The sequence below is a fragment of the Paenibacillus methanolicus genome, from assembly GCF_008124765.1.
GTDB classification, from domain to species: domain Bacteria; phylum Bacillota; class Bacilli; order Paenibacillales; family Paenibacillaceae; genus Paenibacillus_Z; species Paenibacillus_Z methanolicus.
In genome coordinates, this window is record NZ_VNHS01000001.1 from 568107 (window position 1) to 585897 (window position 17791).

6 protein-coding genes are annotated in these 17791 nt (G+C 61.0%); all 6 read left to right on the forward strand.

Annotation, left to right across the window (positions count from 1 at the left end; genetic code table 11):
* Positions 1-2: 2 nt before the first annotated feature.
* Positions 3-1070 carry a hypothetical protein gene (locus BCM02_RS02090; protein WP_148927385.1) on the forward strand — a complete coding sequence of 356 codons (1068 nt, stop codon included), beginning with the start codon at positions 3-5 and terminating at the stop codon, positions 1068-1070.
* Between the two features lie 50 nt (positions 1071-1120).
* Entirely contained in the window at positions 1121-4573 is a 3453-nt protein-coding gene (locus tag BCM02_RS02095) for a non-ribosomal peptide synthetase (protein ID WP_148927386.1), read from the forward strand.
* Between the two features lie 344 nt (positions 4574-4917).
* The gene (locus BCM02_RS02100) at positions 4918-5655 is read left to right on the forward strand and encodes a thioesterase II family protein (protein WP_148927387.1); all 738 of its coding nucleotides are present in this window, start codon (positions 4918-4920) and stop codon (positions 5653-5655) included.
* Positions 5656-5700: 45 nt separating this feature from the next.
* A complete protein-coding gene (locus BCM02_RS02105) occupies positions 5701-14799 on the forward strand; it encodes a non-ribosomal peptide synthetase (RefSeq protein WP_148927388.1) in 9099 nt (3032 codons plus the stop codon).
* Complete coding sequence (gene fabD, locus BCM02_RS02110; RefSeq protein ID WP_187433969.1) at positions 14796-16130, forward strand: ACP S-malonyltransferase; 1335 nt, start codon at positions 14796-14798, stop codon at positions 16128-16130. Before BCM02_RS02105 ends, fabD begins: the two co-directional genes overlap by 4 nt.
* On the forward strand, positions 16127-17752 hold the full coding sequence (locus BCM02_RS02115; RefSeq protein ID WP_148927390.1) for a type II CAAX endopeptidase family protein: 1626 nt from the start codon (positions 16127-16129) through the stop codon (positions 17750-17752). The genes fabD and BCM02_RS02115 overlap by 4 nt, the downstream gene beginning before the upstream one ends.
* The last annotated feature ends 39 nt before the right edge of the window (positions 17753-17791 follow it).

Consider the following 17791-nt stretch of genomic DNA (forward strand, 5'->3'; position numbering starts at 1 on the left):
GGATGTCTGCTCGCCAAATTTTACCGATTGCCACGCCTGATCTCATTTCATACGCGCACTTGTCTTATTTTCTATCCATCTTGTACACGGACAAGGACGCGCTGAGATGGGTGTACAGCAACTATATCCAATTGTATGTCAGGCACTGGAGCGAAGGTTCGATGGTCGACTATTATACGCAAAATCCCGAAATCCATCAGGTGCCGCCGCTAAGCGGCGCTCCGCGCCTGACCCGGGATGTTGTCAATCGATGGTCCCCGAGCTTTACCGAATTTGCTCGCCGAAGCATTCAAGACGGCTTCTATGTGATCGCGTTCGTAGACGATTACGATATTCCAGGAACGGTCGCCTACCAGAATCGCTCCAATGCGCACGGCTTGATGATCAACGGTTTCGACGACGACAGCCGCAAGTTTCACGTTTCCGCCTATTTGACGAATCAGAGCTACGGCCAGACGCTGGTCGGCTACGACGAGATGGAGAAGGCGTATCAAGGCGTCGGCTCGAAGCCGTTTTTTTATACGGACTACGTGTTCCTGTACCAGCTGAATGAATTCGTTAAATCTCGTTATCCGTTTCAATTGCCTTGGGTGATGGAGCAGTTGGAAGACTACCTGTACGCCAAGCCCTCGAATCGAAGAATGATCGCGTTCGAAGAAACCAGCGATCTGCCGCCTACGTGGGGGATCGAGACGTTCGACTGGATCATTCGCGAATCCGAACGTCAGCTGGCCGGCGAATCATTCCTGGATCACCGTCCGTTCTACGTGCTCTGGGAACACAAAAAAATGATGAATCGCCGCCTGGCGTACATGGAGCAGCAGGGCTACTTCGCGTTTTCCGGCGAGGCGGCCGCCGAATACCGCGCCGTCGAACAAACGGCGATGCTCGTTCGCAATTTGAAATTCAAGCATATGGTGAGCGCCGACGACCGATACATGGCCCAGTTGATCGACGGATTGAAGGCCTTGAAATCGGCGGAAGCGCTGGTGATCGAGCGGATGCTGGAAGAATACCGGCGTTCGCTTCGCGCCGACGAAGAGAACGCCAGACGCGTGGAGCAAGTTTGAATAGAACGCGCGCGTCGTCATTCTGCAACAGCTCACAAGGGGGAATCGAGATGGATGCGCTGGAAATTCGGAAACTGTTGGCAAGCGGAAAATGGGATAACGAGAGGCGGTTCTGGTCCGAACTGCTCGAAGGAGATCGGGAGCTGACGCGCCTACCCGAGGATCGTCGTCTAGGCGATCAGGCGCAGCCGCTTATAGAGGAATGGCGAACGGCGTTCGGAACCGAGTTATCCGGCAAAATCAACGCGATTGCGAGGGGATCGGATCTAGCGGCCTTCCTCGTATTGCTAAGCGGCGTTCAACTGGTCGCCAGATTGTACGCTTGCGCGCAGGAGGTGCTCCTCGTAACCCCCGTCTTCGACGGGCAGGCGCAAGGCGACGGGCAAGCGGTCAACCGCTTGCTCCCCATCCCGTTCGCGCCGGATCCGGAACGCACGGGACGCGACAATCTGAATGCGCTTAAGAACCGTTTGGCCGCCATCCTGGATCATCAGAACTATCCGTTCGCGCAGCTTGCGGCGGATCGGGGCTGGAGCAGCCTGGAGGAGGCGGACAGCTTCCCGATTCCGATCGCGGTTGGCTGCGAGCGCATCCATGCAAAGGGAATCCTCGATCGGACGAAGGCGGACTTCGCGTTCTGGTTCGCGCACCGGGAAGAGGAGTGGGCGCTGGAGGTCCGCTTTAACCCGAGGCGCTATTCCGACGCTTTCGCGCAATCGGTTGCGGCCCGCGTGCGGCTAGCTCTGGACCGCTTGCTCGGCAATCTTGACGTTCCGCTCTCTTCGATTCAACTCCTGGAGGACTCCGAGCGGGATGAAGTGCTGCGGACGTTCAATGATACGGCCGCGCCTTTCCCCGGCGACCGGACGCTGCATCGTTTGTTTGCGGAACAAGCGTCTGCTTCCCCATACGCCGTCGCCGCGATGTTCGGCGACGATACGATCACGTATCGCGAACTGGACGAGCGGTCCAACCGGCTGGCGCGGCTGCTTCAAGGGGCGGGAATTGGCCCGGAGACGCGCGTCGCGCTGCTGTGCAGGCGCTCGTTCGATATGCTCGTCGGCGCGCTCGGGATCTTGAAGGCGGGCGGAGCCTACGTGCCGATCGAGGCCTCATGGCCGAAGCGCCGGGTGCAGACGGTTCTGGAGCAGGTCCAAGCAGCTTGCATCGTCACCCAGCGCGACGTGTTCGCTCCCTTGGCGGAATTGCCGTGGATGATCTCGACGCTTCGCCAGGTCGTACTGCTGGACGATGAAGGAGACGCGCCGGGCATCTCCCATCCGGAGCAGGAATCGGTTGTCCGGATGTTCGACGAGTTGGCGGCGAATGCTCATGACCGCGTGTCGGCCGGCGGCTTCATCAGCTCGTATACCGGCCTGTTCCTAACCGAGGCGGAAGTCGACGAATACCGGGATCGGGTCGCGGGATTGGCGGCTCCGTTCGCCGGCGAAGGCAAGACGGCGCTCGAGATCGGCTGCGGCTCCGGCCTCATTATGTTCGAGCTGGCGGGCCGATTCGCCGTGTATACGGGGCTTGATCCGTCTTCGAAGACGCAGGACGGGAACGCGAGGCGAATAGTGACAGAAGGGCGGGATGCCGGGCGAATCCGGCTATTGACCGGCTTCGCCGATGAGATCGCGGGAATGGCGGACGATTCGTATGACGTCGTGCTGCTGCCGAGCGCCATTCAGTTCTTCCCCGATTACATATATCTAGAGCGCGTGCTTCGCGAAGCGGCTCGGATCGTTCGTCCGGGCGGGGCCGTCATCGTGGCGGACGTGCCGGACGAATCGGCGAAGGAGGAGTTCCGGGCTTCGCTGGAAGGGTTCAAGCGCGGCCATGGCGCGTACTACAATACCCGCGTCGGATTGGATCAGCATCTATACGTGCATGAACGATTTTTCGCCGGATTCGCCGATCGGCTCACCGGTTTGCGGGCGGACGTCCGCAAACGGACGGAAGGGTTCAAGAACGAGCTCCGCTTCCGGTATGACGTCGTGCTGACGAAGTCTGCGGCGTCCGAATCCGGCCGTGCCGCAGATGCGAGTTGCGATTCAACAACGGACTGGCGTCAAGAAGGCGTGGTCTACTATACGAATCGCCACGTGGAGCAGGAAGACGCCGCGGAGTTGCCGGAAGCGGCAGACCCGTCGGGAACGGCGTATATCATCTTCACCTCGGGGTCTACGGGTACGCCCAAAGGCGTCGTCGCGTCCCATCGTCCGGTCGTTAACACGATCGACTGGGTGAACGGTTCTTTCGGCGTCGTTCCCGAAGACCGGCTGTTCTTTATCACGTCGCTCTGCTTCGACTTGTCCGTATACGACGTATTCGGCACGCTGGCGGCCGGCGGAACGATCGACATCGTATCCGAAGAGGAGATTCGCAGACCGGAGACGTGGCCGCGAAGGATGGCGGACCGTGGCATTACGATATGGGATTCCGCGCCGGCGGCGCTTGCGCAGAGTCTTCCTTTCTTCGAGAAGCACGAAGGTCCGATGGCTCCGGTACGACGGTTCCTGTTAAGCGGCGACTGGATTCCGCTGACGCTGCCGGAGCAGCTGGAGCGCTTATTCCCGGGCAGCCGGGTCGCGGCGCTGGGCGGCGCTACCGAAGCTTGTATTTGGTCGAATTATTACGAGGCGAAAGCGATCGATCCGCAATGGTCTAGCATCCCATACGGGAAGCCGATCCGCAACGCCAAGTATTACATTTTGGACCGGGAGCGGCAGCCTTGTCCAATCGGAGCTCGCGGCGAATTGTATATCGGCGGAGCGTGTTTGGCTAGCGGCTATCACGACGACGCTCTGACAAGAGAACGGTTCATGGCCGATCCGTTCGATCGGGCGGACGGCGCGCGCATGTACCGTACGGGGGATATGGCCAAATGGATGGCGGACGGCAATATCGAGTTTCTCGGCCGCGTCGACCGCCAGGTGAAAATCCGCGGTTTTCGCGTCGAACTCGGTGAAATTCAGACGAGGCTGCTTCGGCATCCCGACATTGGCCAATGCGTCGTTATTGACTGCCCGGACGGCACAGGTCAGCGGGCATTGTGCGCCTATTATGCCGCTGAAGAGGAGCATTCGTATCGCGCGCTTCACGACTACTTGAGCCAGGATTTGCCGAGCTACATGATTCCGTCCTATTTCATCCGGTTGGATACGATCCCGGTCACGTCGAACGGGAAGGTGGACATCTCCGCGCTGCCGAATCCGCTGACGGTTGTCCGCTCGGACGCCGAATACGAGCCGCCGGCGAATGAAATTGAAGCCGAGCTTGTGGAGATCTGGCAGGCGCTGCTGGAAATCGAGATCGTTGGCGTGAACGATAACTTCTTCGAACTGGGCGGCCACTCGCTGCTCGCGATCAAGCTCGAGATCGAGATGGAGCAGCGGGGACTCCTCATTGCGCCCGAAGATTTCTTGAAATGCTATACGATTCGAGAATTAAGTCCATACACGACGAAGGCGGCAGGCGCCGCTGCCGTAACGGCAAGCTAGCTCCGTACGGTTCGGCGAGTGTCATCAAAGCGGAAAATGCGGTCAGGTTAAGGAAAAACGTCCGATGAAGCCAACAAAGGCCAATAGTTGACAGGCTTAAGTCATAGGACGGACTTCAAAACCTACTGAAGCTTTGTCCGACAGGACAAAAGCGTGCCCCGCTCAAGCCAATCCGCCCACCGCGAACAAGTGAGCCATCACGAAAACGGGAGTCCAGAGGGCAAAGCCCTTTGGAGCCTCCTCGGCGGAGGAGGTGGGAGGAGGGAGCAACAAAAAGTCGGGTCAAAGGACGGAGCCCTTCTTAACCTGACAGCCTTGATCAAGCGGGAAATGGGGAGAATCGCATGAAGCTGATCTGCTTGCCGTATGCGGGAGCTTCGGCGGTCATTTATATGAAATGGAGAAGGACGCTCGGTCCCGACTTCGGCTGCGTGCCGCTCGAACTGGCCGGGCGCGGCGTTCGGGCGGGCGAACCTTTCTACGAGGACATGGCGGAAGCGGCCGAGGACATCGCGGCGCGGCTGGTTCAGGAGAGCGGCGGCGAGCCGTACGCCGTATTCGGCCATTCGATGGGCGCGATGATCCTGTTCGAAGCGCTCCGCTTGATTCGGGACCGGGGGCTGCCGCGGCCTGCCGCGATCTTCTTCTCCGGCAGGCCCGCGCCGGATCTCGCCCCGCCGGAAGAACCGATTCACGAGCTTCCGGACGATGCGTTCGAGAGCCGCATATTGGGGATGGGCGCGACTTCGCCTGAATTGTTCGCAAGCGAAGGGCTCCGAAAGGTGTTTATGCCGATATTGCGAGCGGATTTTCGGCTAGTAGCCGCTTACCGTTACGTGGAGCGCGAGCCGCTGCCGTGGGCATTCGCGGTATTGGCCGGCGCGGAAGAGAAATGGACGGATGCGGAAATGGCAGGCTGGCGGCGGCATACGACGAAGAACTGCGTGATCGTGCGCATGCCGGGCGGTCACTTCTACTGGCAGCAGGGCGAGGGAGCGACGGCGCTGCCGGCTCTGCTTCGCCGTGAATTGCAGCAAGCGGAATGGTTGGAGATGAGCCGCGTTCAGGATTCGCGCGGCTAGCACGGAAGCCGTTATACCGGCGCGAATCCGCTTGGGAGGAGTTGTATGATGAAGCCGTTCCGCAATTTGACGGACGTGCTGGCTTACGGAGCCGGCACGGGCAAAAGCATCGTGTTCATACATAAAAAATCCGAAATCCGCATGACGTATCGCGAGCTGTACGCCCGCAGTCTGCGCGCGGCATCCCGCTTGCGGTCGAAGGGCTGCCGAATGCAGGACGAAGTCGTCATTCGGCTGGAAGACCCGCAGTCGTTCCTTATCGCTTTTTGGGGCTGCTTGGTCGCCGGCATGGTGCCTGTCCCGCTCGCCGCAGGCGGCAGCGAGGAGCATCTTGCCAAGCTTCGGCAGGTATGGAGGCGGTTGAACCGGCCTTGGCTGCTGTCGGATCCCGATTTTACGGCAAGCGAAGGAGATCCATGGGGAGCCGGGCGTAGTCTGGCTCCCGAAGAGCTTCTGAACAAGGGAGAGGATATGGCGGAAGCGGCGATTGATGAGGGATCGGCAAGAAGATTAGCTTCCGAGCCGATTGACGAAGCCGATCTGCCTTGCCGGCCCGATTCGGGGGCGATCGCCTTCATTCAATTCTCGTCCGGCTCTACGGGCGATCCCAAAGGCGTCGTGCTTACCCATGCGAACCTGCTCTCGAATATGGCGGCGATTGTCGCCTGCTCGGGAACGACCGAACGCGATTCTTCTCTTAGCTGGATGCCCCTCACGCATGATATGGGGTTAATCGGCTTTCACCTGTCTCCGATGTATGCGGGCATGGATCAGTATATCATGCGGCCCTCGCAGTTCATGCTGGACCCGATGTTATGGCTTTCCAAGGCGCATGAGCACCGGATTACGTCGCTCGCCTCGCCGAATTTCGGTTACCGGCATTTTCTCGCCTCTTATAAATCCAAACATGCGGAAGGTTGGGATTTAAGCTGCGTTCGGCTCATATTCAACGGCGCGGAGCCGATATCCGCCGAATGGGCCGAGAAATTTTTGGCGGAGATGGCGCCGCATGGCCTAGCTTCCGGTGCCATGTTCCCCGTATACGGAATGGCCGAAGCGACATTGGCCGTCACGTTCCCGCCTGCCGGGGAACGGCTGACTTCCGTCCGCCTGGATCCGGAAGCGCTTCGAATCGGCGGGGAGGTTCGCTTGGCGGAAGCGGGAGAAGACCGCGCGGTGTCATTCGTCGATGTCGGCAGCCCGGTGCGGGACTGCGAAGTTCGGATCGCGGACGAATCGGAAGCGCCATTGCCGGAAGGGCGGATCGGCCATATTTTCATTCGCGGGGCAAATGTCGCCGGAGGCTATTACAACGATCCGCAATCGACCGAGCGGGCGCTCGCGCCGGACGGCTGGCTGCGTACGGGCGATATCGGTTACATGTCGGGCGGCAGACTGGTCGTGACCGGCCGCCGCAAGGACATCATCTTCGTTCGCGGACGCAACGTTTATCCGCACGATCTGGAGCAGCGGGCCGAAGCGGCCGACGGGGTCGGATACGGCAAAGTCGCCGCCTGCGGCGTGCGCAGCCCGGCTGCGGGCGAAGAGGAAATCGTGCTCTTCGTGCAGCATCGCGGCAAGCCGGAGAAGTTCGCCGCCACGGCAGAGCGGCTGCGCCGCCGATTGAACCGCGAGACCGGACTCGATATCGGGCGCGTCGTGCCGGTTCGCCAACTGCCCCGTACGACGAGCGGCAAAATCCAGCGCTATAAGCTGGTCGAGCGGCTGAACGCGGGGGAATGGGACGAGGCGCTAAGCGAGCTGGAGTCGCTGCGATCCGAGACCGAGGCGGCTGCATCGATTGCCGCACCGTCCGCTTCGGTCGCCAGCAGCGAGCATCCGGATTTGCGCCGTCTAGCCGCAATATGGAGCGACACGCTCGGGCTGGGCTATATCGGAGCGGACGATCATTTTCAAGAATCGGGAGGGAATTCATTAAAGGCCGCGCAGGCGCTGGCCGGCATTCGCATGGAATGGGGGGTGGAGCTGTCGTTCCGCGACCTGTACGATTGCCCGACGCCGCGGCTGCTGCTGGAACGGATTCATCGTGAAGGAAGCCAACCGTCATCGGAGCCGCTCAGCTTGCCGCCTGCGCCGATTCGCGCCGATGGCCGTTATCCGACGACGATCGCGCAGCGGCGGATGGCGCTGGCGGAACAGGCGGAGGACATCGGCTGCGCTTATCATATTCCGGTTGCGCTGGCGGTCGAAGGGCCGATGGAGGCGGAACTTCTGAGAGAGGCGCTTCAGGCGCTAATCGATCGGCACGATATGCTGCGCGCTTCCTTCCATTGGGAGCAAGGAGAACTTGTCCAGCAGATTCATCATCCGGGCGAGGTTGCCGCCGACTTGAAGGTATATGAATGCGCTGCGGCAGACTTCCCTGATCCGGGCAAGCCGGAGGACGCCGCGCTCGGCGATTCGCTGGCTCCGTTCGATCTGTCTTGTCCGCCTATGTTTCGGGCAGCCATGTGGACGGACGGAGCGTATCGCCATCTGCTGCTGCTGAACGTGCACCATATTGCGGCTGACGGTATCGGCATGAATGTGTTGATGAAAGAGTTCGCCGCTTTGCTCGGCGGGGCGTCGTCACCGAATCCGGTCCGATCGTATATCGATTATGCGGTATGGGAGCGGGAAGCGTCTCCACATTGGAAGCCGGAGTCCGAGTCGTTCTGGATGGAGCAGCTGAAGACGGCCTATCCTGCGCTGCAATGGCCGGATGCGGCGTCCAGACCAGCCCGCCGCACGTATCGAGGCGGCATGGTGCGGAAGGAGGTACCCGCCGATACGGTGCGGAGTTGGGAGCGCCAAGCGCGTCAGGATTCGGCGACGATGGCATCGCTGCTGTTGAGTTTGCACGCCGTTACGGTAAGCCGGTACGCCCGTCAGCCGGAGCTGTCGATCGGCTTGCTCGTAGCGGGCCGAACCCATCCCGATACGTCAGCGATGGTCGGCATGTTCAACAATTTCGTTCCGATCCGGCTGGCGGCGGACGGGAGCCTTAGCTTCGGCGAGCTGCGCCGACTTGCGCAGGACAAGCTGTGGGATGCGCTAAGCCATGCGGAAGTGCCGTACGAGCGGTTGATCGAGCTGTCGGGAGAGCGGACGGAACGCTCGCGCAACCCGCTGTTCGATACGATGCTCGTGTACCATAATCAGGCGGAGACGGCGGCCGTCCGATTCGAAGCGGGAGGCTGCCGTTTTGCTCAGCTCCGCGTAGAGACCGGAACGGCGAAGCTTGATCTCAAGCTGGACGTATTCCCGGAGCCGTCGGGCGCGCTTAGCTGCATATGGGAGTACAACGAGCGGTTGTTCCGCCCGGAGACGATCGAGCGCTTGGCCGATCATTTCATCCGTCTGGCGGCGACGACGCTGCGGGAACCGGGCGCGAAGCTGGCGGACATCGACCTGATGTCCGAAGCGGAACGCGAGGTCGTGGTGGAACGGTTCAACGCGACTCAAGCGCCGTTCCCGGACGTGCTGACGCTGCCGGACATGTTTCGTCAGCAGGCGGATCGGACGCCGGAGCGGATCGCGGCGGTGTTCGGCGATGGGGAGTCGTTGACGTATCGCGAGCTGGATGCAAGGGCGAACCGGGTTGCGCAAGCGCTGCTGGAGGGCGGCCTTTCGCCGGAGGAGCCTGTTGGCTTAATGACCGAGCGCTCGTCGGCGATGCTCGCCGGGATGCTTGGCATCCTGCGGGCAGGAGGGGCTTACGTGCCGCTACCGCCGTCCTTCCCGGCGGATCGGCTGCGCTACATGGCGGAAGATTGCGGTCTTCGCGTCGTCTGTGCCCAGCGGGAGCGGCTGTCAACTGCGAAGCAAGCGGCTCCGAACGCGCGGCGTATCGATCTGGACGATGCGCGCTTACGAGAAGCAGACGGCATGTCGGGAGCGATAGACACGGACTTGGCGAAGCCGGAAGGACTGGCGTACATCCTGTACACGTCGGGCTCGACGGGACGGCCTAAGGGCGTCATGATCCGCCATCGGTCGGTGTTGAACCGGCTGAACTGGATGCAGCGGGCATATCCCCTTGGCTCGGATGACGTCATCCTGCAAAAAACGCCGTACAGCTTCGACGTGTCGGTCTGGGAGCTGTTCTGGTGGATGCTGGCTGGCGCGGGCGCGGCATTCTTGCCGCCGGATGCGGAGAAAGATCCGGCTGCGATTACGGAAGCGATCCGAACGCACGGCGTCACGACGATGCACTTCGTGCCGTCGATGCTGGCGTCGTTCTTGGAAGCGTCCCAGCATGCGTCGATTGAAGAGCTGCGAGAGCGACTGGGAACGCTGAAGCGCGTGTTCGCGAGCGGAGAGGCGCTGCACCGGACGCATGTGGAACGATTCTATGCGCTGATGTATTCGCTTGGCCTTGCGGACGCGAAGCTGATCAATCTATACGGCCCGACGGAAGCGACGGTGGACGTTACGGTCCATGAATGCGAGGCGGAGAGCGAGCTGGACTTCGTGCCGATCGGCCGCCCGATCGACAACACGTCGTTGTATGTCATCGGAGAAGGGGGACTGGCGCAGCCGATCGGCGTACCGGGCGAGCTGTGCATCGCGGGGGCGCAATTGGCGACGGGCTATGTGAACCGCCCGGATCTGACGGCGGAGAAATTCGTGCCGCATCCCTACGCGCCGGGCGAAGTCATGTACCGGACGGGCGATTTGGCCAGATGGATGGCAGACGGTCAGCTGCAGTATTTGGGCCGGATCGACGATCAGGTGAAAATTCGGGGCTACCGGATCGAGCTGGGGGAAATCGAACGGACGCTGCTGCTGCATAAAGCGGTATCGGAAGCGGTCGTATCGGCGCGAGACGATGGAAGCGGCGGGCAGCGCCTGGTCGGCTACGTGGTCGCGGATCGGGCATGCGCGCCGAGCGAGCTGCGGAAACACTGCGGAGATCGATTGCTCTCGTACATGATCCCCGAAGCATTCGTGCAGCTGGAGGCCATGCCATTGACGACAAGCGGCAAAGCGGACCGGAAGGCGTTGCCGGAACCGGAGCGCGAACTATCAGCGGGAACGGCGTATGCGGCGCCGCGAACGGAAACGGAAAGGAAGCTGGCTATACTGTGGGCGGAGTCGCTTGGCCGCGAGAAGGTCGGCATCGAGGACAATTTCTTCGAACTGGGCGGCCATTCGCTGACAGGGGCATCGCTTGTCGCCGTGATTCTTCGCGAGTTCGGACACCTGTTTGCATTACGCGATCTATTCGAACTTCCTACGGTGCGCGAATTGGCGCAGCGGCTTGAGGCGCGGAGCGCGGATGGCTTGGCTAACGGTTATATGCCGATTCCGAAGGCGCCGCCGAAGCAAAGCTACCCGCTGGCTTCCGCGCAGAACCGCCTGTTTATTTTGCAATCGATGGACGAGAACGCTACGGCGTATCATCTGTCCTTCGCGCTGCGGATTAGAGGTCCGCTCGAACGGGAGCGCCTGCTGGCCGCAATGAGGGCGATCTTCCGGAGGCATGATGCGCTGCGCGCCTCGTTCGAATGGGAGGATGGACGGCCTGTGCAGCGGATTGCGCCGGATTCGGTCATGGAGGTCGAATACGAGGAAGTTGCCGCATTGGAGCCGGAAGCTTGCCTGCAAGCGTTAATTCGGCCATTCCGACTGCAGGAGCCGCCATTAGTGCGCGTGAAGCTGCTTCGACGCTCGAACGTTAGCGCCGAAGCGACATCGTCGGATGCATCCACCGACCACTTGCTGCTGGTGGACGCGCACCATCTCGTAACGGACGGCGTCTCGATGGCTGTGCTGGGACGACAGTTCATCGCGCATTATGAAGGAGCGCCCGTCGCAGAACTTCCGGTCCAATATCCGGACTATGCGGACTGGCAAGCGCGGTGGCTGCAATCCGAAGCGTGCCAAGCGCAGGAGCGTTACTGGCTGGACAAGTTATCCGGGGCCATCCCCGCGCTGCAATGGCCGAGCGATCTCCCGAGGCCGCGACGGATGGATTACGCGGGCGACGAAGTGACGGTGGCGTTGAATACTTCCATGACCCGCGCGTTGGCTGATTTCGGGACCCGTTCGGGGACGACGCTGTACATGACGCTGCTCGCGATGTTCTCGGCCCTGCTGCACCGGTATACGAGGCAGTCGGACATCTGGATCGGCAGTCCCGTGGCGGGCAGGCCGCATCCCGACTTGGCGGAAGTGATCGGCATGTTCGTTAACACCGTCGTCATTCGCAGCCAGCCAGTTGGAGACTTCACCTTCAATGACTTGGCAGCCCAAACGAAAGATTGCGTACTCGGCGCGCTGGAACATGACCGTTATCCGTTCGAGCTGTTGGTAGAGAAGCTTGGAGCGAGCCGGGATGTCGGTCGAAATCCGTTGTTCGACGTCATGTTCGTGATGCAAAATACCGGCATTCCGGCGGTTGCGAGCGGCAAGACGGTATTCGAGCCTTGCTATATTCGCAGTAAGACTTCCAAATTCGATCTGATGCTGGACGTGACGGAGCGCGGCGACGAGCTGATCTGCCGATTCGAATATCGTACATCTCTGTTCCGGCGGGAGACGATCGAGCGGATGGCCGATCACTTCATCCGTTTGGCGGCGACGGCGCTGCGAGATCCGAATGTGAAGCTGGCGGACATCGACCTGATGTCCGAGACGGAGCGCAGAATCGTCGTGGAGCAGTTCAACGCGACGCAAGCGCCATTCCCGGACGACCGGACGCTGCCGGAGATGTTCCGCCTCCAAGCGGAGCGGACACCGGGGCGAACGGCGGCAGTGTTCGGCGACGGGGAGTCGCTGTCGTACCGCGAGTTGGACGCAAGGGCGAATCAGATCGCGCGGACGCTGCTGAACGGCGGCCTGTCGCCGGATGAGCCCGTGGGCTTGATGGCCGAACGATCGTCGGCGATGCTCGCCGGCATGCTCGGCATCTTAAGGGCTGGCGGAGCTTACGTGCCGCTGCCGCCGTCTTTCCCGGCGGATCGGCTGCGCTACATGGCGGAAGATTGCGGTCTTCGCGTCGTCTGTACGCAAGTGGCTTGGTTGTCTGCAGCGGAGCAAGCGGCTCCGAACGCGCGGCGTATCGATCTGGACGATGCGCGCTTACGAGAAGCAGACGGCATGTCGGGAGCGATAGGCGCAGGCTTGGCGAAGCCGGAAGGACTGGCGTACATCCTGTACACGTCGGGCTCGACGGGACGGCCCAAAGGGGTCATGATTCGGCATCGGTCGGTGATGAACCGGCTGAATTGGATGCAGCGCGCGTACCCGCTTGGCTCGGATGACGTCATCCTGCAAAAAACGCCGTACAGCTTCGACGTCTCGGTCTGGGAGCTGTTCTGGTGGATGCTGGCGGGCGCGAGCGTCGCGTTCCTGCCGCCGGATGCGGAGAAGGACCCGAGGGCGATGGCGGACGCGATCCGAACGCACGGCGTCACGACGATGCACTTCGTGCCGTCCATGCTGGCGGCGTTCCTGGAAGCGATGCAGCATGCGCCGCATGAGGAGCTGCGGGCAGGTCTTGGAACGTTGAAGCGCGTGTTCACGAGCGGGGAGGCGCTTCATCGGACGCATGTGGAACGGTTCTATGCGCTGACGCGTTCGCTCGGTCTTGCGGATACGGAGCTCATCAACCTCTATGGCCCAACAGAGGCGACGGTTGACGTCACGGCGCATGAATGCGAGGCGGAGAGCGAGCTGGACTTCGTGCCGATCGGCCGCCCGATCGACAATACGTCGCTGTATGTTATCGGAGAAGGGGGACTGGCGCAGCCGATCGGCGTTCCGGGCGAGCTGTGCATCGCGGGGGTGCAGGTGGCGGCGGGTTATGTGAACCGCCCGGATCTGACGGCGGAGAAATTCGTGCCGCATCCTTACGCGCCGGGCGAAGTCATGTATCGGACGGGCGATTTGGCCAGATGGATGTCAGACGGTCAACTGCAGTATTTGGGACGGATCGACGACCAGGTGAAGATTCGGGGCTACCGGATCGAGCCGGGGGAAATCGAACGGACGCTGCTGCTGCATGCGTCGATCTCGGAAGCGATCGTAACGGCACGAGACGATGGCCGCGGCGGTAATCGGCTAGTCGGTTACGTGATAGCGGATCGAGAATGCTCGGCGAACGAGCTGCGGAGGCATTGCGGTGATCGGCTGCCGTCGTACATGATCCCGGAAGCATTCGTGCAGCTTGAAGCGATGCCATTGACCGCGAGTGGCAAAGCGGACCGGAAGTCGCTGCCGGAGCCGGAGCGCGAACTGCCGCCAGGAACGGCGTATGCCGCGCCGCGAACGGAGACGGAAGCGAAGCTGGCCGCGCTGTGGGGGGAGCTGTTGATGCGCGAGCGGGTCGGCGTCGAAGACAACTTCTTCGAGCTCGGCGGCCATTCGCTGCTGTTGGTGCAATTGCACAAGCGGCTGGCGGAAAACGTTCGCGAGGCCGTCAGCGTCACGGATTTGTTCGCTTATCCGACCATTGCCAAGCTGGCCGCTCATCTCGACCAGTCGACTCGAACGGCTTCGCGCCAAGCGCTCGTTCCGCTCCTAACGCCGGATGCGCTTCGACCCGCCGCCGGGCAGCCGCAATCGCGATCGTACTTGCGCCTGACGCTTCATGAAACGACCGTGCGAGAATTGCGCCTACTCGCCGAAGGAGAACGGATCGAGCCTGCCATGGCGGCGCTTGGCCTGTGGGTCATTCTGATTGCCAGAATGTTCCGCCAGCCGCGATTTGATCTGCCGGTCGCAGGTCTGGGCAGGGGCATTCGCGTGGCGGAAATCGATTTGAATGCGATGAACGGGTTCTCCGGGCTGATCGAATACCTTCGCATGCTGCCGGAGGCCGAATCGGAAGAACCCAACCCGGCTCAACCGATCACCAATGCTGCCGGGCTGCTCCCTTTCTATCGAATTGGGTTGTTCGGGGAGCTGCCGCGAGAGTGGAGGGAACGCCCGGATTTGACGATCGCCGTCGAAACCGGAAGCAGCGCATGGGCGATCGAACTCGAGTACAACGCGGGCAAAATCCGCGCCGAGAAGCTGAAGGAAATGCTGCAGTCGTTTCCGACGTGGTGCCGCCGCATGGCGCAGGATTCGCGTGTCGGCAGCGTGTCGGCTGCGGCTCGGACGGACGCGGTCCAACTAAGGGAGGAACCGAAATGAATCGACTCGCGCTGCTGTTTCCCGGGCAGGGCTCGCAATATGTAGGCATGGGCAAAGCGGTGTCCGCACGTTCCCGCGCCGCCATGCGAACATTCGAGGAAGCGGGCGACGCGCTCGGATGGGACGTGCTGCGTCTTTGCGAAGAAGGCGATTTAGCTCTGCTTACGCAAACGGACAACGCCCAGCCCGCCATTCTGACTTGCAGCGTCGCCGCCTATCGGGCCTGGATCGAGCAAGGTGGTCCTGAGCCGGCGATCGGAGCGGGCCACAGTCTTGGCGAATTGTCGGCGCTCGCCTGCAGCGGCGCGCTCGGCTTCGCGGATGCGCTCCAGCTCGTTCGCCGGCGCGGCGAACTGATGCAAGCGGCTTCCCGCGAACGGCCGGGCGGAATGGCCGCCGTCGTAGGCATATCCGACGAGCAGCTCCTAGAAGCGCTTAACAAGGCGAACGAGACGCATTCGATCGTGGTTATCGCGGGCATCAACTCGCTTACGCAGAACGTGGTATCGGGCCATCCGGAAGCGCTGCTGCGTCTGCAACGGATTGTGGCGGAGCAGCATCGTTCAACTCGTTTTCTTCCGCTTCCGGTTAGCGCCGCTTTTCATAGCCCTTTGATGGAGGAAGCGGCGATGCGCTTCCGGGATCGATTGGAGAACTGTACGTTTCACGCGCCCAAGTGGCCGGTACTCTCCAACGTAACCGGACAGCCGCATGACGGCGGGAGAGCAAGCTGTATCCGGCTGCTGGCCTCTCAGTTGACGGAGCCGGTTCGATGGGTCGCATGCATGGAAGCGATTCGATCGCTCGGCGTCCGGCAAGCGGCGGAGATCGGTCCCGGCCGGGTCTTGACCGGCTTGTTGCGGTCTTTCGCGCCGGACATCCAGGTCTGGTCCAGCGACGACGAGCCGGACCGGACTCCCGCCGCGCCAGCCTTGACTGGCAGTGAGCAGCGCTCGGCAACCGCCGCGGAAAGTACCGAATCGGCTACCTCCGCTTCTCGCCATGACGGCATGGCGATGTTCCTGCCGCGCTGCCTCGGCATCGCGGCCGCCACCCGGAACGGCTGCACGGATCTGGACGCCTATCGCATCGGCGTACTTGAGCCTTACCGCGAAGTGGAAGCGCTGGCGCAGGAGCTGCGGCGAACGGGCAGCATGCCGACCGAAGCGCAGCTTCGTCAAGGCTGGGCTATGTTGCTCAGCCAGTTCGATACGAAAGGAACGAATCCCGAGGAGCGCGGATTGCGACTGTCCCGTCTGCTGGAGGAAACGAGAACGTCGCACCTGTTCGAGGTGCCTGAACGACAAGCTGAAGGAGACGTTGCGCAATGACGACGAAATGGTTGGCGATTGGCCGATCGCTGCTCAACGCGGCGGTTTATCTGGTTGCTTTCTTCGCGATCTATACTTTGCACGAAACGCTGATCATTCAATCTTTCACGCCCTATCGGGAGTTTATGCATCGTAATATTCCGGTCTTTCTAAGCTTCGTGATGGGGATCGTGTTTATCGTGTTTCTGATCATTTCCCGCGTGCATACGGCGATTACCGGCGGTAAGCGACCCGGCATTATCCGGAACGCGCGATTTACCGCCTTGAACGCGAGTCAGTGGCTGCAAGTGGCGATCATCGGGCTCGGGGGAACGATGCTGTATCTGTCTTTAATGAATCTGCATTTCATTCGCAACAATACGCAGGATTTCGAGAACTATGTCCACACGTTTGGCCAGGCCGACCATTTCCTTTATGTGTTGGCGGGCGTCGGCTTCCTGGCCGTTTGCTTCGAGGAGCTGCTGTTCCGGGGCATCGTGTTCAATGCCTTGAAATCCAACATGCCCGTATGGGTATCCACGCTGCTGAGTTCGGTCATCTACGGGTATTTCCAACCGAATATCTGGGTCTCGGTCACGGCGTTCTTCCTCAGCATTCTCTATTGCCTCGTGTACTACCGGATGCGGTCGTTGTGGTCGACGATCGGTATCGGCGCAATCATCAACTGTCTCATCATGATCGCGGATCGGGTCGGATTGGTAGACGGCATGGCCAAACTCCCGACCTTCGTGCTGGAAGTGTCGGGCTTTACCGGCCTGCTGCTCATCGTCGGGACGCTTCTTTACATGTGGAAAGGAGGCGCCTTCGTCAAACCGTACGCGGTCATGGTCGGCAATCTCGCGGTATACGTGGGGATATATTATGCGCTGCTGCAGACGCTCGTCGTGATTTGGGAGCAAGCGGTGCTGCCGAAATATCCCGCGCTTGGCAATCACGGAATAATCGGTCTGTTCGCGAACGCCCTGCTGGCCATGCCGCTTTACTATGTGGTCCTGAAGCGATTTTATAAGAAGGACCTCATTGCGATCGCCGAATTCAAAAAGACGACGCTATCCGCCCAAGCGCTCAGCATGCTGCTCGCGGTGTGCATGGGGCTGTGGATTATGAGCTTGTTCACCATTCCGCAGGTCGCGAAAGCCGCGCCGGGCTTCGACGGCATCGTCGGCTTCTTCCTCAGGCAAGAGCCATGGGTGTTCTTCAGCTTTTTCGTCATCAACTCGCTGTACAAGGAAGTGCTCTTCCGCGCGCTGATCTTTAACGAGCTGCGCCGTGCGGTACCGCTGCCGGCGGCGATGGCGGTGACCGGTATCCTGTATGGCATTCTGTTCTTCTCGGGCGATATTCCGCTCATGCTGTACGGCACGGCCGGCGCGGTTATTTTCGGTCTCCTGTACGTCTGGCACCGCTCGATTTGGCTCACGATCGTGAACGAGTACGTGCTGTTCGCGTCCTACTACATCATTTGGAATAGCGGCGGACTGCCGGACGGCGGCGTACGATATGTCATTATGGCGTTAAGTTCGGCAGGCGTTCTCGGCCTGATGTACGCGCTATGGCGAATGAGCCGTCCGGCTTCCGTAACCCGGCGGCAGGAGCGGCGGAAAGTCGGCATCGGCGCCTAGCCGTACACACGGAAGCGACTAGATGGATCGAGAGGACGA